The organism is Kocuria sp. LUK, from assembly GCF_021012935.1.
In the GTDB taxonomy this organism is placed as follows: domain Bacteria; phylum Actinomycetota; class Actinomycetes; order Actinomycetales; family Micrococcaceae; genus Kocuria; species Kocuria flava.
This window is the reverse complement of record NZ_JAJMZI010000004.1, coordinates 423366-442444: the sequence shown is the minus strand read 5'-3', so window position 1 is coordinate 442444 and position 19079 is coordinate 423366. Positions and strand designations below refer to the sequence as shown.

Below are 19079 nucleotides of genomic sequence, written 5' to 3'. Positions count from 1 at the left end.
GGACCGCGGACGGGCCGGCCGCGCCCGCGCCGGTCAGGGCGCGGGCGCGGCCGCGCCGGTCAGGGCGCGGGCGCGGCCGCGCCGGTCAGGGCGCGGGACGAGGGACGGGGTGCGCTCAGCGCCCGCGGCGGCGGGAGAGGAGGCTGACCCCGCCCAGCACGGCGAGGGCGACGGCCGCGCCGGCGACGGCGACGAGCCACAGCGGCACGTCCGAGCCGGTGGTGCCGCCGGCCGCGTCCTGCGCCTCGGCGGCCGGGGCGTCCTCGGCCGGGGCGGCGTCCTCGCCGGCGCCCCGGTCCTCCGGCGCGGCCGTGCCGTTCCCGGCGCCGTCGCCGACCTCGTAGCGGAAGCTGCCCTCGATGGGGTGGCCGTCGCTGGAGACCACGCGCCACACGACGTCGTAGGTCTCGTCCTCCGTGCCGGCGTCGCTCAGCGGCTGCACCAGCCGGGTGCCCTCGGGCCGCGGCTCGCCGGCCGTGACCGAGCGGCCCTCGGAGTCGGTGACGGCCACCTGGTGGCCGATGTCCATGATCTGCCCGGAGAAGCTGAGCTCCAGCTCCTCGGGGGCGGTCCCGAGGACGGCGCCGGGCTCGGGCGCCACGCCGGTCAGCTCGTCGTGGGCCGTGGCGGGCAGGGCGGTCAGGCCGGTCAGCGCCCCCGCCGCGAGGACGGCGGCGGCGGCACGGGCGCAGGTGCGGGATGTCGGGCGGGTGGTGCGCATGCGGGGAGGGCTCCTTCGGGAGGGACGTCGTCGGACGCGCACGGGCGGCCGTGCACCGGCGGGGCGGTGGGCACGGGGGCCGTGCGGGCGGTCGCTCCCGGCGGGTCCCTCCTCGCGGTGCCGGGCCGGGTCAGGCCGGCAGCGGCACGGACGGTGCCGGGAGGAACGGGACGGGGCGACGGCGGGCCGCCGGCGGGCCGCGGTGGGAGCGCACGGGCCGCAGCAGCGACTGGTCGGTGAGCACGTGCGGGCGCCCGGCGGGGACCGGGCGCGGGCGGGCCGTCACGGGAGGCGCGGCGAGCGCGGCCCGCAGCCGCCGCACGCGCAGCCGCAGGGCGTCGAGGAGCGCCACCGCGGCGACCTCGCCGCGGCGCATGAGCACCCAGGCGGCCGCGGCGGCGAGGACGTGGGCGAGGACCATGCCCGGTCCCTCGTGGGCGACCGGCGGAGCCGCCTCGAGGACGAGGAGGGGGGCCGCGGCGGCGTGCCCGGTGTGGGCCGCGTGCCCGGAGGCCTGCGTCACGGCGTGCGCCGTGCCCGAGGCCGCGAAGAGCAGGTGGTAGATGCCCTGGCTGAGCACCAGCCCCGCCAGCAGCGCCGAGCGCGAGAGCACCCGGCCGGCGAAGGCCATGCACAGGGGACCGGAGAGCGCGAGGGAGAGCAGCACGAGCAGCGGCGCCGGGGCCTGGCCGCCGGCGACGGCGTGGGAGGCGACGGCGAAGGAGATGGCGATGCCCGCCCCGGTCCAGCCGCGGGCGAGGCGCTGCGCGCGTGCGGTCACGCTCTCACCTCCCTGGGTCCCGGCCGGACGGCCGGTGGTCCCATTATGCGCGGCGGCGCCGGGGCGGGACCACTCGGGGCGGGAACGGGGCCCCGGCGACGCCCCCGGACCGCGTCCGCGCCGTGCCCGGTGGCCCCTCGGGAACGCCGAAGGGGCGGTTCCCGGTGCTCGGGAACCGCCCCTTCGGACGAAGCCGTGGTGCCCCGTGGGGCCGGCGGAGGACTACTTGCCGGAGACGGCGGCCTTGAGCTTGGAGCCCGCGGTCAGCTTGACGCCGTGGCCGGCCGGGATCTCGATGCTCTCGCCGGTCTGGGGGTTGCGACCGGTGCGCGCCGCGCGGTCGGTGCGCTCCACGGACAGCCAGCCCGGGATGGTGATCTTCTCACCGGCGGAGACGGACTCCTCGAAGACCTGGAAGAGCGCGTCCAGGACACCGTTGACGGCGGCGTTGGTGGTGCCGGCCTTCTCGGCGACCTCGGCGACGAGCTCACTGCGGTTCTTAGCCATGTTCTTGTCCTCCTGGACTCGGGGTCGTGGGGAAGCGCAGGTCCGGGGGCGGATCGGCGCTCCTGCCAGTCGAAACTACCAGCTGGACTTGGAGATGCCCGGCAGTTCGCCGCGGTGGGCCATCTCGCGGAAGCGCACGCGGGAGATCCCGAACTTCTGGAGGGTTCCGCGGGGGCGGCCGTCGATCTGGTCGCGGTTGCGCACCCGGATCGGGGAGGCGTCGCGCGGCAGCTTCTGCAGGCCCAGGCGGGCCTCCTCGCGGGCCTCGGGGGTCGCGTTCTCGTCGACCAGGGTCTTCTTGAGCTCGGCGCGCTTGGCGGCGTAGCGCTCGACGACGACCTTGCGCTGCTCGTTCTTGGCGATCTTGGACTTCTTGGCCATGGGTCAGCGCTCCTCGCGGAAATCGACGTGCTTGCGGACGACCGGGTCGTACTTCTTGAGCACCATGCGGTCCGGGTCGTTGCGGCGGTTCTTGCGGGTCACGTAGGTGAACCCGGTCCCCGCGGTGGACTTCAGCTTGATGATGGGACGAACGTCCTTGTCCTTGGCCATGTCAGATCTTCTCCCCACGTGCGACGATGTCGGCGACGACCGCGTCGATGCCACGGGCGTCGATGACCTTGATGCCCTTGGCGCTGACGGTGAGCGTCACGTTGCGGCGCAGCGAGGGCACCCAGTAACGCTTCTTCTGGATGTTCGGGTCGAACCGGCGCTTGGTGCGGCGGTGCGAGTGCGAAATGCTGTGGCCAAAGCCCGGCTGAGCTCCGGTCACCTGGCAGTGCGCTGCCATAGTGTTCTCCTCCAATGTTGACGAAGCGACGGCACGCAGTGGGCGCCGCGGATGATGCATCACCTGCGGCAGGGCGTCCCGTCACCTTCAGGATTGCCACCGTTCGCCAACCGGGCCCTCTCGTGAGACCCGCGGCGCCAGCCGACGGGACCTCGCCACGATGAAGACGGTGAGGATCAAGGTGCCGGAAGGTGGACTCCACCACACGACAGCCTTAAATCCTAGGCCGGAGCGGGCTGGGCCGCAACTTGACGTCAGGCGTGAGCAGTCTGCCGGTCAGTCTACCCCCTGCCCGCCACCCCGCAAACCGGCGGCCCGGGCGCGCCGCGGGTCAGCGGGGCGGGACCGCGGGCTGTGGTCCCGCCGGGCGCACGGGGTGCGGGCTCAGCTCGGTCCACCGCGGGTACCGGGGCCGGACGGCGTCCCCGGAGGAGGTCCCGCGCAGCCGGCGCCCGACCCAGGGCAGCAGGTACTCCCGCGCCCAGTACAGGTCCTCCCGGAGCACGCCCGGCCGCGCCGTGACGGGCAGCCGCTCCGGCGGGGGCGTCCGCAGGCCGTGCTCGACGCCGAGCAGCTCCAGCACGCGGGCGGCGACGTACTCGTGGCCCGCCGGGGACATGTGCAGCCGGTCCACGGACCAGTAGCGCCAGTCCTGCAGGGCGCGCATCCGCCAGTAGTCGAGGACCAGGCACCCGTGCCGGTCGGCGATCTCGCGCACGTGCTCGTTGTAGAGGGCCTGCCGCGGGCGGGTCCAGGAGGTGGGCGCGTCCTTGCCCGGGTCGAAGGCGGTGAACAGCACCACCTGCGCCCCGGCGGCGCGCAGCCGGGCCACCGCCTCCGCGTAGTCGGCCATCAGGGCGTCGACGTCCACCCGGGGCCGGAGGGTGTCGTTGCCGCCGGCGTAGAGGCTCACCAGCGTCGGCTCCAGGGCCAGTGCCGGCTCGAGCTGCTCCTCGAGGATCCCGCGCAGCAGCCGGCCCCGGACCGCGAGGTTGGCGTAGCGGGTGCCGGGGTGGGCGGCCGTGAGCTGCTCGGCCACCACGTCCGCCCAGCCGCGCACCCCGTTGGGGCGGGCGGGGTCGGGGTCGCCGACCCCCTCGGTCATCGAGTCCCCCAGCGCGACCCAGCGCACCGGGTGCCGCAGCGGGCCCGGCGCCGTCGTCGCGCTCACCGTCCCGCCCCCGCGGGCCCGCCGGGGCCCTCGGTCCCGGGGCCGTCCTCGGGCGCCGAGCGGTCGCGCGTGCGGGGCTGGCGCGGCTCGCCGACGTGCTGCAGGCGCGGATGGGTGCCGAGGGCCTCGTTGACGGCGCGCACGAGCGCGTTCGCCCGCGGGTTCTCGGGCAGGGTCTCGAGCAGCACCGGGTTGCCCTCGCCGTCGGCCAGCGGCACCCGCCAGTTGGGGTACTCGTCGCCGGTGCCGGGCTGGTTCTGCATCCGCCGCTCCCCCACCGCGTCCACGAGGGAGACGTTGAGCAGCAGCGCCGGCGAGCGCGCGAGCCACCGGTGCAGCGCCTCGACCCGGCCCTGCTCGTCCGTGGCCTGCCCCTCCGGCAGCAGCCCGGCGCGGGCCACGGCGCCGAAGAACGTCTCCAGCTGCCGGGCCGCCTCCGCGCGCTCCTCCTCGACGGGCCGGGCCAGCAGCCCCAGCTGCTCGCGCACGTCCACCTGGACGCCCTCGAGGAAGCCGGCGGTGGGCGGGAAGTCGTGGGTGTTGACGGAGGCCATGCTCAGCTCCCGGTACTCGGCGGGGTCCAGGGGCTCGCCGTCCTCGTCGAGCTCGAACCACAGGATCGAGGTGCCCAGCACGCCGCGCTCGGCCAGGTGCTCGCGCACCCACGGCTCAAGGGTGCCCAGGTCCTCGCCGACGACCACGGCCCCGGCCAGCTCCGCCTCGAGGGCGAGGATCCCGACCATGGCCTCGTGGTCGTAGTAGACGTAGGCGCCGTCGGAGGCCTCCCGGCCGTCGGGGATCCACCACAGCCGGTACAGGCCCAGGATGTGGTCCACGCGGATCCCGCCGGCGTGGCGGAAGATCGTGCGCAGCATGTCCCGCCACGGCCGGTAGCCGGCCTCGGCCAGGCGCTCGGGGTGCCACGGCGGCTGGGACCAGTTCTGGCCCTTCTGGTTGTACATGTCGGCCGGGGCGCCCACGCTGACGCCGAGGGCGAGGACGTCCTGCAGCGTCCAGGCGTCGGAGCCGTGCTTGTGCACGCCCACCGCGAGGTCGTGGATCACCCCGACGTCCATGCCGGCGAGGCGGGCGGCGCGCTGGGCGGCCTCGAGCTGCTCGTCGAGCAGCCACTGCATCCACACGTGGAAGTCGATCCGGCGGGCCAGCCGCTGCCGGGCCTCGGCCGCGTAGGGCGAGTCCGGGGTCGCGGCGCCGTCCTGCCACTCGGGGGCGTCCTCCCCCAGCTCCTCGCGCAGCGCGCACCACAGGCCGAAGTCCTGCAGGCCCTGCCCGCCCTCGGCCACGAAGCGGCGCAGCTGCTGCTGGCGGTGCGGGGAGCGGCGGACCGTGAACAGCAGCTCGAGGCTCTTGAGCTTCGCGGCGTAGGCCGTGTCCCGGTCGATCGTGGAGGTGTCGAGGTTCGCCTTGCGCTGGATGGCCGCGAGGGTGCTGACGACCTCGAGGTCGGCCGGGCGCAGGTAGGCGTACTCGGGGATCTCGGCGATGCGCAGGTACAGCGGGTTGAAGAACCGGCGGCTCGTGGGCAGGTACGGCGAGGGCTCGACCGGGGGGACGGGCTCGGCGGCGTGCAGCGGGTTGACGAGCAGGTAGTCGGCGCCCTGCTCCCCGGAGATCGCGGCGAGGCCCGCGAGGTCCGAGAGGTCCCCCACCCCCCACGAGCGCCCGGAGGTCACCGAGTAGACCTGGGCCATGTAGCCCCAGCGGCGGCGGGAGTGGAGGCGGTCCGTGGTGGCCAGCCGGGCCGGGGTGACGGCCAGCGGCGCCGTGACGGGCCGGCCCCCCTCGACGTCCGGGCACTCGGCCCGCAGCTCGTACCAGCCGACGGGCAGGTCCTCGGGCACCTCGAAGGTGGCCCGGCCGACGAGCTCGCCGTCGACGTCGCGGGGGCTGCGCCAGCTCTCGGCCTGCGCGGCCGAGCGCGCGGTGCCGTCCTCGGCCACCACGCTCACCCGCACCGGGGAGCCGTGGGGGACGTGCACGGGAAAGCGGTCCCCGCGCCCGGCGACGGCGACGACGACGGGCGGCAGCGTCCGCCGCCACGGGGCGAGCTCCCGCTCGGCGAGGGCGGCCTCGACCGCGGCGTCGTCGGCGGCGTCCGCCCCGAGGGCGGTGAGGACGTCGCGGAGGGTGTCCTCCGGGACCTCGCGCTCCTGGCCGTCGAAGCCCGCGTAGGTGGTGGACACCCGGTGGGCCTCGGCGAGCCGGCGCAGCGCGTCGGGAGTGGTGGTGTGGGCCATGGGCCCCACTCTAACCAGTGCCCCCGGCGGTGCGCAGGCTGCTGACGATGCGGCCGCGCCGCCCCGCCCGGCTCAGCCGAGTCCCCGGGTCACGTCGATGACGAAGCGGTAGCGGACGTCGGAGGCGACCACGCGGTCGTAGGCGGCGTCGACGTCCTCCGCCCCGATCAGCTCGACCTCGGCCTCGACGCCGTGCTCGGCGCAGAACTCGAGCATCTCGCGGTGCTCCGGAATCCCCCCGACCATCGACCCGGTGAGCACCCGCTGCGGGCCCACGAGCGCGCCGGGGCGGACGCTGTAGGGCTCGGTGGGCAGGCCCACCGAGCACAGCACGCCGTTGACCCCGAGCAGGGACAGGTAGTCCTCGACGGGCAGGTCGGCGGAGACCGTGTTGAGGATCAGGTCGAAGCGGCCCCGGTTGTCCTCGAACGTGGCGGGGTCCTTCGTCGCGAAGTAGTCGGTGGCCCCGAACGCGAGACCGTCCTCCTGCTTGGACAGCGACTGGCTCAGGACGGTGACCTCCGCGCCCATGGCCGCGGCGATCTTCACCGCGACGTGGCCGAGCCCGCCCATGCCGAGCACGGCGACCTTCCGGCCGGGCCCGGCGCCCCAGCGCTTGAGCGGGGCGTATGTCGTGATCCCGGCGCACAGCAGCGGGGCGGCGCGGGCCGGGTCGAGGGCCTCGGGCACGCGCAGCACGAAGTGCTCGTCGACCACGATCGCGCCGCTGTAGCCGCCGCGGGTGGTGGTGCCGTCGGGCAGCGGGGTGTTGTAGGTGGCCACGACCCCCTCGGCGCAGAACTGCTCGAGGCCGGCCGTGCACTGCTCGCAGCGCCCGCAGGAGTCCACGAAGCAGCCGACGCCGACGACGTCGCCCGTGGCGAGGCCCTCGACCTCCTCGCCCGCGGAGCGCACGCGCCCCACGATCTCGTGGCCGGGGGTCACGGGGTAGCGCGCCCCGCCCCACTCGTCGCGCACGGTGTGGATGTCGGAGTGGCAGATCCCGGCGTAGTCGATCTCGATCTCGACGTCGCGCGGGCCCACCGGGCGGCGCTCGATCTCGGTGCGGCGGAAGCCGGAATCGGCGGAGACGGCCTCGAGGGCGGGGACGGTGCTCATGCGGTGCTCCTTGGTTCGTCGGTGCGGTGCTGGTCGGTGGTGGTCGCCGGCGGTGCGGTGGTGCCCGCCGGCGCTGTCGTGCCGGTTCCCGGCGCGGCGCCGCCCGTCGGCGCGGTGCGGCGCGGTCCGGGGCGCCCGCGCGGGGCGCTCGCCGGCCGGGAGCTCCGGGGCCGGCTCACCAGGCCTGCGCCACCAGCTCGTAGGAGCGGGCGCGGACCTGCGGGTCGTGGGCGTAGCTGTTGAGCACCAGCTCGTCGGCGCGGGTGATCTCCACGACCTGCTCCAGGTCGGCGACGACCCGCTCGGGGGTGCCGACCGCGGAGACGGCCAGGTGCTGCTCGACCGTCGCGGCCTCCGCGGCGGTGAGCTCCACCCGGTCGGCCGGGGGCTGGAGAGGGCGGCGGTCGTTGCGGGCGATCCCGCGCACGAGCAGCTGGTGGGTCGTGAACTGCCGCCGGGCCTCCTCGTCCGTGTCGGCGGCCAGCACGTTCGCGGCGACCATCACGTGCGGGCGCTCCACCGTGGCGGTGGGCGCGCCCGCGTCGAAGCGCTGCCGGTAGAGGGCGATCGCGTCGAGGACCATGGCCGGGGCGAAGTGGGAGGCGAAGGCGTAGGGCAGCCCGAGCCGCGCGGCGACCTCGGCTCCGCCGGTCGAGGAGCCGAGGATCCACAGCGGCACGTCCGTGCCGCGGGCCACGGGGGCGCGCACGACCTCCTGCTCCTGGCCGCCGAACAGCCGCACGAGCCGGCGGATCCCGGCCTCGAAGTCGTCGTGGCCGGGGTGGCCGCGGCGCAGCTCGAGCGCCGTGCGCAGGTCGGTGCCGGGGGCCCGCCCCAGCCCCAGCTCGACCCGGCCCGGGTAGAGGTTCGCGAGGGTCCCGAAGGCCTCGGCCACGGCCAGGGGCGCGTGGTTGGGGAGCATGATCCCGCCCGAGCCGACCGCGATCCGCTCCGTCGCGGCCAGCGCCTGGCCGATGAGCACGGCGGTCGCCGAGGAGGCGAAGGCCTCCGTGTTGTGGTGCTCGGCGTACCACAGCCGCCGGTAGCCGGCGGCCTCCAGCCGGCGGGCGAGGTCGGTCGCCTCGCGCAGGGCGTCGGCGGCGGTGCGGCCCTCGGCGAGGGGGACGAGGTCGAGGGCGGACAGCGGGACGTGCGGGGCGTCGGGCACCAGGGGCTTCCTCCGGATCGGGACGGGGACGGGACGGGGTGGGTCCCGGTGGCGGCAACACCGACGGGCGGCGGGGATATTCCGGGCCCGTCCGGCACGTCGGCCTGCTCACATCCGCCGCGCCGGCCCGCCGCGGTGGGGCACCATGGGACCATGACGTCCGCGCCGCACCCGGTCCCCGCCCCCGCCGCCGTCCCCACGGAGGCCTTCCCCGACCTCGCCGCTCCCGCCCCCGGCTGGTCCCCGGAGGGCGTGGTCTTCGACTGCGACGGCATCCTCATGGACACCGAGGCCGTCTGGGCCCGGGTCCAGCGCGAGCTGTTCGGGCGCCACGGCCTGGCCTGGTCCGACGACGTCCAGCGCCGCATGATGGGCTGGTCCGCCGCGGACGTCACGGACGAGATCGTCCGCGCCGCCGGCGCCGACCGGGCCGCGGTCCACGCCGAGGTGCTGCGCACCGAGGAGGAGTTCCTCGACGGGCGCATCGAGCCGATCGAGGGCGCGGTCGAGACCGTGCGCGCGCTCGCCGAGCGGCTGCCCGTGGCCGTGGCCAGCAACTCCACCCGCACGATCCTCGGGGTCAAGCTCGAGACCGCCGGCTTCGCGCCGCACCTGAGCACGTGGGTCTCCTCCGAGGACGTGGCCCGCGGCAAGCCCGCCCCGGACGTCTACGCGGAGGCCGTGCGCCGGCTCGGCCTGGAGCCGGCGCAGGTGCTCGCCGTGGAGGACTCCGTCATCGGCGCCACCTCGGCGCTCGCCGCCGGCCTGGTCGTGACCGCCGTGCCCTCGGTGCCGGACGGGGATCCCGTGCCCGGCCACCTCGCGGTGGCCTCCCTCACCGACCCGGCGTTCCGGGCGCTGCTGGAGCGCTGGCTGGGCTGAGCGCCCCGACGCCGTCGGCCCCGGACGCGGATCCCGCCCGGACCGGCGGGCCCGGGCGGGGCCGCCGCGCCCGCGGTGGACGGCGCGGGCTCAGCGGTTCCAGAGCCCGTAGGTCTGGGCCAGCTCCGAGACCTTGCGGGCGCGGGCCAGGCGCGGGAGGTAGCTGCCGTCCCCGACCGTCTCCCCGGCGTCGTGCTTGGCGATCAGCTCCCGGGCCCAGGTGATCTCCTGGTCGCTGGGGGCCAGCGCCCGGTTGATGCCGTCCGTCTGGGCCGGGTCCAGGCACAGCTTGCCGGTCATGCCCATGGAGTGGGTGACCTCGCACGCCGCGGCGAGCTCCTCCCCCGCGGCGCCCACGCTGGGGCCGTCGATCGGCCCGGGCAGCTCGCCGACGCGGGAGGCGACCACGAGCGTGGAGCGCGCGAAGGCCAGCGCCATCGGGTCCGCGCTCGTGCCGGTGTCGCGGCGGAAGTCGCCGACCCCGAAGGCCAGGCGGAAGACGCCCGGGGCGCGGGCGATGTCGTTGGCGTTCACCAGGCCCACGGCGGACTCGATGAGCGCGACGACGGGGGTGCCGGCGGCGGCCATCATCGCGGTCTTCGTGATGTGGTCGGGGTGCTCGGTCTTGGCGAGCACGATCCCGCGCAGGTGCTCGACGCGGCTGAGCGCGGCGAGGTCCTCCTCCCAGTACGGGGTGGAGATGTCGTTGATCCGCACCCACGCGCTGGCCCCGGCGTTAAGGGCCTCGACCACGTCGTGCCGCGCCTGCTCCTTGCCCTCGGCGGGCACGGCGTCCTCGAGGTCGAAGATCACCGAGTCGGCCTCCGAGGCCAGGGCCGCGGGGAAGGCGGAGGGATCGGTGGCGGAGACGAGCAGCCACGAGCGCGAGAGGCGGGCGGGCAGCGCGGCGGCGCGCTGGTTGCGGTAGGGGGACACCGTGGTCCTTTCGGGGAAGTGCGGACGGATCGGCCCGGCCGGACGGCGCCGGCCGGGCTCCGGAGCTGACCAGTCTAGGCCCCTCCCGCCCCGCGTGCCCGCGGGGCCCGGGCGCGCGCCCCGCCGGGCTCAGGCCGGCAGCGGGGTGTGCGCGGGGTCCACGCGCTCGGCCTCCGGCACGGGCCCGGGTGCGGTGCCCTCGCCGAACGGGGAGCCGCCCAGGGACTCCCGCCCGTGCGGGTCGAGCCAGTTCTCCAGCGCCGGGCCGGCCGGCACGATCTGCGAGGGGTTGATGTCCTCGTGGACCACGTAGTAGTGCTGCTTGATCTGCTCGAAGTCGACCGTGTCCCCGAAGCCCGGCGTCTGGAACAGGTCGCGGGCGTAGGCCCACAGGTTCGGCATCTCGGTGAGCTTGTGGCGGGAGCACTTGAAGTGGCCGTGGTAGACGGGGTCGAAGCGCACGAGCGTGGTGAACAGCCGCACGTCCGCCTCGGTGATGTGCTCGCCCATGAGGTAGCGGCGGGTCGCGAGCCGCTCCTCGAGCCCGTCGAGCGCGGCCCACAGGCGGGCGTAGGCCTTCTCGTAGGCCTGCTGGGACCCGGCGAAGCCGCAGCGGTACACGCCGTTGTTGACCTCCGTGTACACGTGGTGCATCACCTGCCGCATCTCCTCCTCGAGCGCGGCGGGCCACAGGTCGGGGGCGCCCTCGCGGTGGTGCTCGGTCCACTCCTTCGCGAAGTCCTCGGTGATCCGCGGGAAGTCGTTGGTGACCACCTGGCCGGTTTCGATCTCCACGACCGCGGGCACGGTGATGCCCCGGGGATAGTCGGGGAAGCGGGCGAAGTACGCCTGCTGGAGCCGCTCGATCCCCAGCACCGGGTCCTTCGCGCCGGGGTCGAGGTCGAAGGTCCACGAGCGGGCGTCGTGGACGGGTCCGGGCAGGCCCACCGAGACGGCGTCCTCGAGGCCCAGCAGCCGCCGCACGATGAGCGTGCGGTTGGCCCAGGGGCAGGCCCGGGCGGCGACCAGGCGGTACCGGCCGGCCTCCACCGGCCAGGCCCTGGCCCCCTCGGGCAGCTGCGCCCGGGCGGGGTCGCGGACGATCCGGTCCTCGATGTAGGCGGTGTCGCGGGTGAACTCCTCGCCCGGGTGCACGTAGGCCCCTGCCGTGCTGTGCTCGGAGTCCTTGGTGCTGCGCTCTGACATGATCGCTCCTGGGGGTCTCGGGTGGGGTCGGACGGGCGGCGGACCCAAATTTTGATGATATGTCACCAATGGCACGGGCGCCAGGGGCGGACGTCGGAGCCGCGGTCTACAGTGGAGACGATCCCATCCCCCGACACCTCCGGACCACCCGCCATGAGCACCCACGGCCACGAGCCCGAGTACGGCCAGCGCCTCAGCCCCGAGCAGCTCGCCGCCCGCGCCGCGGCGCGCCCCGCCGCACCGCGCACCACCTCGCCCCGGGCCGCCCGGCGGATGGTCCGGGGGCTGTCCTTCACGCTCGTGCTGCTGGGCCTGCTGCTCGGCGCGGGGCTGGCCGCCGCCGGCGCGGGCCGATGGGCGGCGGCCGGGCTCCCGCTCGTGCTCGCCGGCGCCGCGGGCTTCACCGCCGTCCAGGCCCAGCTGCACCCCGCCCTGCGCGATCCCGGCACCGCCCCCCTGCGCTCGCGCTCGAAGCTGTGGCTGATCCCGGCCGCCCTGCTGGCGGCCGGTGCGGCCTGCCTCGCGGCCGTCTTCGCGGTGGGCCCGGCCCCGGCCGGCACCCCGGAGGCGGCGCTCGCGGAGCAGTGGGTGAGCGTCCTCGTCGTCTCGGGCGCCACGCTCGTCGTGGCCGCGGGACTGGGTGCCGGGCTCGTGGCGACGACCTCGTTCACGCGCCCGGACGACGACGACTCGCCGCTGCGCCCGACCGGCTACGCCGAGTCGCTGCGGCGGCGGCCGGCTCCTTCCGCGGCCGAGCTCTACGACCCGGGATGGGTCTCCCGCGCGCAGCGCCACGACCGCCGGAACGACCGCGGCACGGGTCCGGACGGCGGGCCGGACGGGCCGTCGCCGGACCGGGGCGGACCGCAGGACCCGGCTTGACGGTTGTTGATACGTCAATATAATATGGCTCTTCCCCGACCCGAGGAGAGTCCCGCATGAGCACGCCCGCATCCGCCGAGCCCGCAGACGTCGACTGGCTCAGCGACGAGGAGCAGCGCGTGTGGCGCGCGTTCCTGGCGCTCTCGCGCGGCATGGCCACGGCGATCGACCGCCAGCTCACCCGGGACAGCTCGCTCTCCAGCTCCGAGTACGAGGTCCTCGTCCTGCTCTCGGAGAGCCCCACGGGCGTGGTGCGCTCCCGCGACCTGCTGCACGGGCTCGGCTGGGAGCGCAGCCGGCTCTCCCACCTGCTCTCGCGGATGGCCCGGCGCGGGCTGCTCGAGCGCCTGACCTGCGACACCGACGCCCGCGGGCTCGACGTCCGGCTCACCGCCGAGGGCCGGCGCGCCATCGAGGCCGCCGCGCCGGGACACCTGGAGACGGTGCGCGCGGCGCTGATCGACCAGCTCACCCCCGAGGAGATGGACGCACTGCTGTCCGTGGCGCACAAGGTGCTGCCGCGCCTGCGCGAGCTGGGCCTGGCCTGACCCGGCCCGCACCCCGCTCCGCGAGGCCCCACGGTGGCGGCGGGTCCCCACGCGGGCGACGGCGCCGGCACGGGAACTCGCGGCAGGCGTGGGATCCCGCGGAACCGGCCGGGGCCGCCGGGCGGACAAGGTGCCGCGGGGCGGCGTGCGGGCATGGGACGGGCCCTGCCGCATGGGGGGATCGGCAGGGCCCGTCAGGCGTCCCTATCGGGGGAACGGGACACCGGGTCGCCGGCAGGAACCATCCGGGTGCCGATGGGGGGATCGCACCCGGGCCAACGCCGGCGACACCTTTACTTTAGACGCAGGGGAATGCCCGGGCAAGCTGGTCGGTGAATTTTCATATTCTGTTAACCAGCGCGGACGGGCGGTGGCCCCGCGGTCGCAACCGCGGGGCCACCGCCCGCCGACAAGGGCCGATGCCGGCCCGGGACCGGACTACCTGGTCTGGCCCTCCTTGGCGAGGACGTAGTCGTAGACGACCTCCTCGCCGACCCCGCCGTCGGTGCGCGGCTTCGGGTCGAGCATCAGCTCGGGCTTGACCGCCGAGGCGATGTCGTCCTCGTTGTGCGGGTCGCCCGGGAAGTACAGCTGCTGGGTGACCAGCTGGTAGCCCGGGGCCGAGACCTTGATGTGGATGTGCGCCGGGCGCCAGGCGTGCCACCCGGCCGCGGCGATCAGCTGCCCGCAGGCCCCGTCGGTGGGGATCTGGTAGGGAGCCGGGCGCATCGTGTTGATCTCGAAGTAGCCGTTCTCGTCGGCCTTCACGGTCCCGCGGAACAGCCACTCCGGCAGCCCCGGGGCGTACTGGGAGTAGAACCCCGCCGCGTCGGCGTGCCAGATCTCCACCTGGGCGTCCTGGATCGGGTTGCCCTCGGTGTCGGTGAAGTGGCCCTTGAACAGCAGCGGGGTGCCCTCCTCGTCCTCGCGCATCTCAAGCGTGGCCGGGGTCGGCAGCACCGGGGAGTCCGGGACGTAGTAGGGGCCCTCGATGGTGCCGACCGCACCCGGGCGCTCCTGGGAGTTGACGTCCTCGATGGTGTGCTCCAGCCACACGTCCAGGAACAGCGGCCACTCGCCGTCGGTGCCGACCTTGATCAGCCACGCCTTGAGCGCGTTGTACTCCTCGTAGGTGACCTGGTGCTCCACGGCGATGTCGTTGATCGCCTTGATCGCCGCGCCCGCCAGCAGCGACACGCGCTCCTTGGGGACGTCGAGCTTGGCCAGCTTGCCCGAGGCCGTGAAGCGCTCGGTGGCCTTGGAGCCGGCCTCCACCGCCGTTCCCTCGTTCTCCTTGCGCGTGTCCGCACCGGTCTGCGTCATGGTGTCCTCCCTGGACGGTCTGTGTTCGCGGATGGTCCCGCCGGCGCCCCGACGGGGCGCCGCGCCGGCTGTGACTGCCGACACACGGGAACGTCCCGTTCAGCGTAGCGACCCGGATCAGGACGAAACAAATATCGATTAGCCCTGTTCTGTGCACAGAATTCGGCACAAACACCCCCTGGGTCAGTCCTAGGGGTTCGCCTGATGTGAGCGTGGTCACGAGCGCCCAGACTGGAGGGCACACCATTCGGCGTGGGTTCCGCGCGGACCCCGGCCGACCTGCACCGTCCCCCGACGAAGGAGCACGTCATGACCGAGAACCTGACCCACGTCCGCGAGGTCCTCTCCGACGCCGTGGTCGACGACCGCGAGAACGGCGTCATCCGCGCCAAGCGCGAGATCTTCACCGACGAGGAGATCTTCGAGCTGGAGATGAAGTACATCTTCGAGGGCAACTGGGTCTACCTCGCCCACGAGTCGCAGATCCCCAACGTCGGCGACTACTTCACCACCTACATCGGGCGCACCCCCGTCGTGATCACCCGCGACAAGGAGGAGAAGCTCAACTGCATCGTCAACGCCTGCTCCCACCGCGGCGCGATGCTGTGCCGGCGCAAGACCGACAACCGGACCACCTTCACCTGCCCGTTCCACGGCTGGACCTTCAAGAACTCCGGCGAGCTGCTCAAGGTCAAGGACGGCCGCAACGGCGGCTACCCCGAGAACTTCAACAAGAACGGCTCCCACGACCTCACCAAGGTGGCCCGCTTCGAGTCCTACCGCGGCTTCCTCTTCGGCTCCCTCAACCCGGACGTGCTGCCCCTCGAGGAGCACCTGGGCGACGCCACCAAGGTCATCGACTCCATCGTCGACCAGTCCCCGGAGGGCCTCGAGGTGCTGCGCGGGGCCTCCACCTACACCTACGACGGCAACTGGAAGGTCCAGGCGGAGAACGGTGCCGACGGCTACCACGTGACCTCGGTGCACTGGAACTACGCGGCCACCACCGCCCGCCGCACCGCCGGCGACTCCGCCAACAAGACCAAGGCCATGGACGCCGGCAAGTGGGGCAAGGTCAAGGGCGGGTTCTACTCGTTCGAGCACGGCCACCTGCTGCTGTGGCAGGAGTGGACCAACCCCCAGGACCGTCCGCTGTGGGACCGCCGCGACGAGCTCGTCGAGAAGTACGGCGAGGAGATGGCGAACTTCATGATCAACATCTCGCGCAACCTGTGCGTCTACCCGAACGTCTACATCATGGACCAGTTCTCCTCGCAGATCCGCCACTTCCGGCCGATCTCCGCGGACCAGACCGAGGTGACCATCTACTGCATCGCCCCCAAGGGCGAGTCCGCGGAGAACCGCGCCAAGCGCATCCGCCAGTACGAGGACTTCTTCAACGCGACCGGCATGGCGACCCCGGACGACCTCGAGGAGTTCCGCTCCTGCAACAAGACCTACTGGGCCAAGACCGCCAAGTGGAACGACATGACCCGCGGCTCCGCCCACGAGATCCAGGGCCCCGACGAGCAGGCCCGGGCGCTGGGGATGGACCGCGTCATCGCCTCCGGCGTGCGCACCGAGGACGAGGGCCTCTACCCGATCCAGCACACCTTCTGGAAGGAGGTCATGGACAAGGGCCTGGCCGAGGAGGAGCGCGAGGCCGAGCACGCCGCCCCCGTCACCGCCTGACCCCTCTTCCCCCGGATCAAGGAGCTTCCACCATGGCCAATCTGCTCAACCCCGTCGCCGCGCTGAAGACCGCCGACGAGATCGCCACCCTCGAGACCGTCCGCGCCTTCCTCTACAAGGAGGCGCGCCTGCTGGACGACCGCCGCTTCGACGAGTGGCTCGAGTGCTACTCCCCGGACGCCGAGTTCTGGATGCCCGCGTGGGACGACAACGACGAGCTGACCGAGGACCCCCAGTCCGAGATCTCCCTCATCTACTACGACAACCGCGGCGGGCTCGAGGACCGCGTGTTCCGCATCAAGACGGACCGCTCCTCGGCGACCTCCCTGCCGGACCCGCGCACCGGGCACAACGTCACCGACGTGGAGATCCTGGCGCACGAGGGCGACACCGTGCAGGTCCGCTACAACTGGTTCACCCTCTACTTCCGCTACAACACGACGGACACCTACTTCGGCACGACCTTCGTCGACCTCGACCTCTCCGGCGAGCAGCCGGTGATCACGAAGAAGAAGGTCGTCCTGAAGAACGACTACATCCACCACGTCGTGGACATCTACATGATCTGACGGGCCCCACCGGCCGGTGCCCGGCGCTCCCCGCCGGGCACCGGCCGCCCCGTCCCGCCCGCGGCCGCCCGCGGGCGCCACCGCACGCACTTTCCCCGGGCCGGCCGCCGCCGGTCCCACCCCCAGGAGGACAGCATGGGCCATCAGGTAGCCCTCAACTTCGAGGACGGCGTCACCAAGGTCGTCAAGGTCGGCGACTTCGAGACCGTCATGGACGCCGCGTACAAGGCGCGGATCAACATCCCCGCGGACTGCCGGGACGGCGCCTGCGGCACGTGCAAGGCCTTCTGCGACTCCGGCTCCTTCGACCCGGGGGACTTCATCGACGACGCGATGACCGAGGAGGAGCTCGAGAAGGGCTACGTCCTCACCTGCCAGGCGGTCCCCGAGTCGGACATGTCCATCCAGATCCCGGCGACCTCCGAGTCCGCGAAGACCTCCGCCTCGTCCTTCACGGCGACCCTCAAGGAGCTCGACAAGCACTCCGAGTCGACGATCTCCTTCACCCTGGAGTTCCCGGACCGGGAGGACCTCGCCTTCCTGCCGGGCCAGTACGTCAACATCAAGGTCCCCGGCACCGACGCCGAGCGCTCCTACTCGTTCAGCAGCGGCCCCGCCGTGCAGGACTGCTCGTTCATGGTCCGCATCACCCCGCAGGGCGCGATGTCGGAGTACCTGCGCGACCGCGCCCAGGTCGGCGACACCGTGGAGTTCTCCGGCCCCTACGGCTCCTTCTTCCTGCGCGAGCCCAAGCGCCCGCTGCTGCTGCTGGCCGGCGGCACCGGGCTGGCCCCGCTGCTGTCGATCCTCGAGAAGCTCTCGGAGAACCCGCCGTCCACTCCCGTGCACCTGATCTACGGCGTGACCCGCGAGGCCGACATCGTGGGCCTCGACTGGATCCGCGCCTACGAGGAGAAGCTGCCGGCCTTCACCTGGGACTACATCGCCTCCGAGGAGGGCACCTCCGCCCCCCACACCGGCTACGTCACCCAGATCATCGAGCCGGCCCACCTCAACGACGGCGACGTCGACATCTACCTGTGCGGCCCGCCCCCCATGGTCAACGCCGTCTCCAAGTGGCTCGACGACGAGGGCGTGCAGCCGGCGAACTTCTACTTCGAGCGCTTCGCCCCGAAGGAGACCACGGGCGGCGACGCCGAGACGGGCGCGCCCCCGAGCCCCGAGCAGATCGCGGCCGAGGGCGACACCATGACCCGCTCCGAGGCCGTGTCCTCGCTGGAGACCGGGATCCTGGAGTTCCGCAAGGAGGACAGCTTCGCCCACCTGGACGCGCGCATGGGCCTCGAGCTCGCCGTCACGGAACTGATGTCGGGCCGGCTCAGCGAGGAGCAGCTCGAGCAGTTCCGCCGCCTCGCCGAGGCCACCACCCGTTCCGTGGGCGAGGGGACGGTCTCCGACCCGGAGGAGTACGTGCGCACCAACGAGGAGTTCCACGAGTACCTGTTCCTGGTGTGCGACAACCCGACCCTGCTGGAGTCCTACCGCCGGCTGGACGTGCGCGAGCAGATGGCGGCGACCTTCGAGAAGGGCACCGAGATCTTCGCCCGCGTGGCCCAGGACCACCTGGACGTCGTCGAGGCCTTCGAGCGCGGGGACAAGGAGCGGGCCCGGGAGGTCATCATGGCCCACGCCCGGGACGCCAAGGAGACCATGTCCGGGGCGATCGACGCGAAGGAGGCCGGCCGCTGATGCCCGCACCGTACGCGGGACAGTTCACGACCCCGGGCCGCTTCGCCGGCAAGGCCGTCCTGGTGACGGGCTCCGCCCAGGGCATCGGCCGCCGGGTGGCCGAGCGGATCGCCGCCGAGGGCGGCGCCGTCGTCCTCGTCGACCGGGCCGAGCTCGTGCACGAGGTCGCCCGGGAGATCGACGCCGCGGCCGCGGACGGGTCGGCCACCGCGGCGACCGCGGACCTCGAGACCTTCGAGGGCGCCCAGCAGGCCGTCGAGGCGGCGCTGGCCGCCCACGGGCGGGTCGACGTGCTCGTCAACAACGTGGGCGGGGCCATCTGGATGCGCCCCTTCGAGACCTTCGGCCCCGAGCAGATCCAGAAGGAGATCACCCGGTCCCTGTTCCCCACGCTGTGGATGTGCCGGGCCGTGCTCCCGGCGATGCTCGAGGCCGGCGGCGGCACGATCGTCAACGTGTCCTCGAACGCGACCCGCGGCATCCACCGGGTGCCCTACTCCGCGGCCAAGGCCGGGGTCAACGGCATCACCCAGGCCCTGGCCATGGAGACCGCCGGGCGCGGGATCCGGGTCGTGGCCACCGCCCCCGGCGGCACCGAGGCCCCACCGCGCACCGTCCAGCGCGGGCCCGGCCCCGAGGGGGAGCGCGAGGAGCAGTGGGTGCGGGACGTCGTGGAGCAGGTGACGGAGTCCTCCTTCCTGAAGCGCTACGCCACCCTGGACGAGCAGGCCGCCCCGATCGTGTTCCTCGCCTCCGACGAGGCCTCCTACGTCACCGGCAGCGTCCTGCCGGTGGCCGGCGGGGACCTCGGCTGAG

20 protein-coding genes are annotated in these 19079 nt (G+C 73.7%); 7 read left to right on the top strand and 13 right to left on the bottom strand.

Annotation, left to right across the window (positions count from 1 at the left end):
* Window positions 1-115 precede the first annotated feature (115 nt).
* The 10 genes from LQU92_RS09955 to LQU92_RS09910 all read right to left on the bottom strand — a co-directional run bounded on the left by LQU92_RS09955 (window position 116) and on the right by LQU92_RS09910 (window position 8515).
* The gene (locus LQU92_RS09955; RefSeq protein ID WP_101851751.1) at window positions 116-721 is read right to left on the bottom strand and encodes a copper resistance CopC family protein; all 606 of its coding nucleotides are present in this window, start codon (window positions 719-721) and stop codon (window positions 116-118) included.
* Window positions 722-851: 130 nt separating this feature from the next.
* Window positions 852-1502: a hypothetical protein gene (locus LQU92_RS09950; protein WP_230780360.1), complete on the bottom strand. Its 651-nt coding sequence runs from the start codon at window positions 1500-1502 to the stop codon at window positions 852-854.
* A 222-nt stretch (window positions 1503-1724) separates the two neighbouring features.
* Window positions 1725-2009 (bottom strand): HU family DNA-binding protein, encoded by a 285-nt coding sequence (locus tag LQU92_RS09945; RefSeq protein ID WP_058859607.1) that lies wholly within the window; start codon window positions 2007-2009, stop codon window positions 1725-1727.
* A 75-nt stretch (window positions 2010-2084) separates the two neighbouring features.
* A complete protein-coding gene (gene rpsN / locus LQU92_RS09940) occupies window positions 2085-2390 on the bottom strand; it encodes a 30S ribosomal protein S14 (RefSeq protein WP_058859608.1) in 306 nt (101 codons plus the stop codon).
* 3 nt (window positions 2391-2393) lie between these two features.
* Entirely contained in the window at window positions 2394-2561 is a 168-nt protein-coding gene (gene rpmG, locus LQU92_RS09935; RefSeq protein ID WP_017832642.1) for a 50S ribosomal protein L33, read from the bottom strand.
* 1 nt (window position 2562) lies between these two features.
* The gene (rpmB, locus tag LQU92_RS09930) at window positions 2563-2799 is read right to left on the bottom strand and encodes a 50S ribosomal protein L28 (protein ID WP_058859609.1); all 237 of its coding nucleotides are present in this window, start codon (window positions 2797-2799) and stop codon (window positions 2563-2565) included.
* Window positions 2800-3130: 331 nt separating this feature from the next.
* The gene (locus LQU92_RS09925) at window positions 3131-3970 is read right to left on the bottom strand and encodes an SGNH/GDSL hydrolase family protein (RefSeq protein WP_257879670.1); all 840 of its coding nucleotides are present in this window, start codon (window positions 3968-3970) and stop codon (window positions 3131-3133) included.
* Window positions 3967-6228 carry a 4-alpha-glucanotransferase gene (malQ, locus tag LQU92_RS09920; RefSeq protein ID WP_230780357.1) on the bottom strand — a complete coding sequence of 754 codons (2262 nt, stop codon included), beginning with the start codon at window positions 6226-6228 and terminating at the stop codon, window positions 3967-3969. The genes LQU92_RS09925 and malQ overlap by 4 nt, the downstream gene beginning before the upstream one ends.
* A gap of 72 nt (window positions 6229-6300) precedes the next feature.
* On the bottom strand, window positions 6301-7347 hold the full coding sequence (locus LQU92_RS09915; protein ID WP_230780354.1) for an NAD(P)-dependent alcohol dehydrogenase: 1047 nt from the start codon (window positions 7345-7347) through the stop codon (window positions 6301-6303).
* A gap of 175 nt (window positions 7348-7522) precedes the next feature.
* Entirely contained in the window at window positions 7523-8515 is a 993-nt protein-coding gene (locus LQU92_RS09910) for an LLM class flavin-dependent oxidoreductase (RefSeq protein ID WP_230780352.1), read from the bottom strand.
* Between the two features lie 153 nt (window positions 8516-8668).
* Between LQU92_RS09910 and LQU92_RS09905 the strand changes: the two genes are divergently transcribed.
* The gene (locus tag LQU92_RS09905; RefSeq protein WP_230780349.1) at window positions 8669-9397 is read left to right on the top strand and encodes an HAD family phosphatase; all 729 of its coding nucleotides are present in this window, start codon (window positions 8669-8671) and stop codon (window positions 9395-9397) included.
* Between the two features lie 90 nt (window positions 9398-9487).
* Here the strand turns inward: LQU92_RS09905 and LQU92_RS09900 are convergent, their stop codons facing one another.
* The gene (locus tag LQU92_RS09900; protein WP_230780346.1) at window positions 9488-10333 is read right to left on the bottom strand and encodes a CoA ester lyase; all 846 of its coding nucleotides are present in this window, start codon (window positions 10331-10333) and stop codon (window positions 9488-9490) included.
* Window positions 10334-10462: 129 nt separating this feature from the next.
* Complete coding sequence (locus tag LQU92_RS09895; RefSeq protein ID WP_230780343.1) at window positions 10463-11539, bottom strand: glutathione S-transferase family protein; 1077 nt, start codon at window positions 11537-11539, stop codon at window positions 10463-10465.
* Window positions 11540-11692: 153 nt separating this feature from the next.
* On the opposite strand from LQU92_RS09895, the gene LQU92_RS09890 reads away from it, so the two are divergent.
* Both LQU92_RS09890 and LQU92_RS09885 read left to right on the top strand, forming a co-directional pair.
* Window positions 11693-12421: a hypothetical protein gene (locus tag LQU92_RS09890; RefSeq protein WP_230780341.1), complete on the top strand. Its 729-nt coding sequence runs from the start codon at window positions 11693-11695 to the stop codon at window positions 12419-12421.
* Between the two features lie 56 nt (window positions 12422-12477).
* The gene (locus LQU92_RS09885; RefSeq protein ID WP_101851742.1) at window positions 12478-12969 is read left to right on the top strand and encodes a MarR family winged helix-turn-helix transcriptional regulator; all 492 of its coding nucleotides are present in this window, start codon (window positions 12478-12480) and stop codon (window positions 12967-12969) included.
* A gap of 438 nt (window positions 12970-13407) precedes the next feature.
* On the opposite strand, the gene catA is transcribed toward LQU92_RS09885, so the two are convergent.
* Window positions 13408-14292 carry a catechol 1,2-dioxygenase gene (gene catA / locus LQU92_RS09880; RefSeq protein WP_230780339.1) on the bottom strand — a complete coding sequence of 295 codons (885 nt, stop codon included), beginning with the start codon at window positions 14290-14292 and terminating at the stop codon, window positions 13408-13410.
* A 309-nt stretch (window positions 14293-14601) separates the two neighbouring features.
* Here catA and benA point away from each other — a divergent pair, with 309 nt between their 5' ends.
* From benA to LQU92_RS09860, 4 genes are all read left to right on the top strand, one after another.
* Entirely contained in the window at window positions 14602-15984 is a 1383-nt protein-coding gene (gene benA / locus LQU92_RS09875; RefSeq protein WP_230780337.1) for a benzoate 1,2-dioxygenase large subunit, read from the top strand.
* A gap of 32 nt (window positions 15985-16016) precedes the next feature.
* Window positions 16017-16553: a benzoate 1,2-dioxygenase small subunit gene (benB, locus tag LQU92_RS09870; RefSeq protein ID WP_058857109.1), complete on the top strand. Its 537-nt coding sequence runs from the start codon at window positions 16017-16019 to the stop codon at window positions 16551-16553.
* 135 nt (window positions 16554-16688) lie between these two features.
* On the top strand, window positions 16689-18263 hold the full coding sequence (gene benC / locus LQU92_RS09865) for a benzoate 1,2-dioxygenase electron transfer component BenC (RefSeq protein ID WP_230780334.1): 1575 nt from the start codon (window positions 16689-16691) through the stop codon (window positions 18261-18263).
* Window positions 18263-19078, top strand: coding sequence for a 1,6-dihydroxycyclohexa-2,4-diene-1-carboxylate dehydrogenase (locus LQU92_RS09860; protein WP_230780332.1), 816 nt, complete (start codon window positions 18263-18265; stop codon window positions 19076-19078). The genes benC and LQU92_RS09860 overlap by 1 nt, the downstream gene beginning before the upstream one ends.
* Window position 19079: the final 1 nt, after the last annotated feature.

Bases quoted from the DNA above. Each gene is read 5' to 3' on its own strand.
- LQU92_RS09955 (WP_101851751.1), bottom strand. From the start codon at position 721: ATGCGCACCACCCGCCCGACATCCCGCACCTGCGCCCGTGCCGCCGCC.
- LQU92_RS09945 (WP_058859607.1), bottom strand. From the start codon at position 2,009: ATGGCTAAGAACCGCAGTGAGCTCGTCGCCGAGGTCGCCGAGAAGGCC.
- rpsN (WP_058859608.1), bottom strand. From the start codon at position 2,390: ATGGCCAAGAAGTCCAAGATCGCCAAGAACGAGCAGCGCAAGGTCGTC.
- rpmG (WP_017832642.1), bottom strand. From the start codon at position 2,561: ATGGCCAAGGACAAGGACGTTCGTCCCATCATCAAGCTGAAGTCCACC.
- rpmB (WP_058859609.1), bottom strand. From the start codon at position 2,799: ATGGCAGCGCACTGCCAGGTGACCGGAGCTCAGCCGGGCTTTGGCCAC.
- malQ (WP_230780357.1), bottom strand. From the start codon at position 6,228: ATGGCCCACACCACCACTCCCGACGCGCTGCGCCGGCTCGCCGAGGCC.
- LQU92_RS09915 (WP_230780354.1), bottom strand. From the start codon at position 7,347: ATGAGCACCGTCCCCGCCCTCGAGGCCGTCTCCGCCGATTCCGGCTTC.
- LQU92_RS09905 (WP_230780349.1), top strand. From the start codon at position 8,669: ATGACGTCCGCGCCGCACCCGGTCCCCGCCCCCGCCGCCGTCCCCACG.
- LQU92_RS09895 (WP_230780343.1), bottom strand. From the start codon at position 11,539: ATGTCAGAGCGCAGCACCAAGGACTCCGAGCACAGCACGGCAGGGGCC.
- LQU92_RS09890 (WP_230780341.1), top strand. From the start codon at position 11,693: ATGAGCACCCACGGCCACGAGCCCGAGTACGGCCAGCGCCTCAGCCCC.
- LQU92_RS09885 (WP_101851742.1), top strand. From the start codon at position 12,478: ATGAGCACGCCCGCATCCGCCGAGCCCGCAGACGTCGACTGGCTCAGC.
- catA (WP_230780339.1), bottom strand. From the start codon at position 14,292: ATGACGCAGACCGGTGCGGACACGCGCAAGGAGAACGAGGGAACGGCG.
- benA (WP_230780337.1), top strand. From the start codon at position 14,602: ATGACCGAGAACCTGACCCACGTCCGCGAGGTCCTCTCCGACGCCGTG.
- benB (WP_058857109.1), top strand. From the start codon at position 16,017: ATGGCCAATCTGCTCAACCCCGTCGCCGCGCTGAAGACCGCCGACGAG.
- benC (WP_230780334.1), top strand. From the start codon at position 16,689: ATGGGCCATCAGGTAGCCCTCAACTTCGAGGACGGCGTCACCAAGGTC.
- LQU92_RS09860 (WP_230780332.1), top strand. From the start codon at position 18,263: ATGCCCGCACCGTACGCGGGACAGTTCACGACCCCGGGCCGCTTCGCC.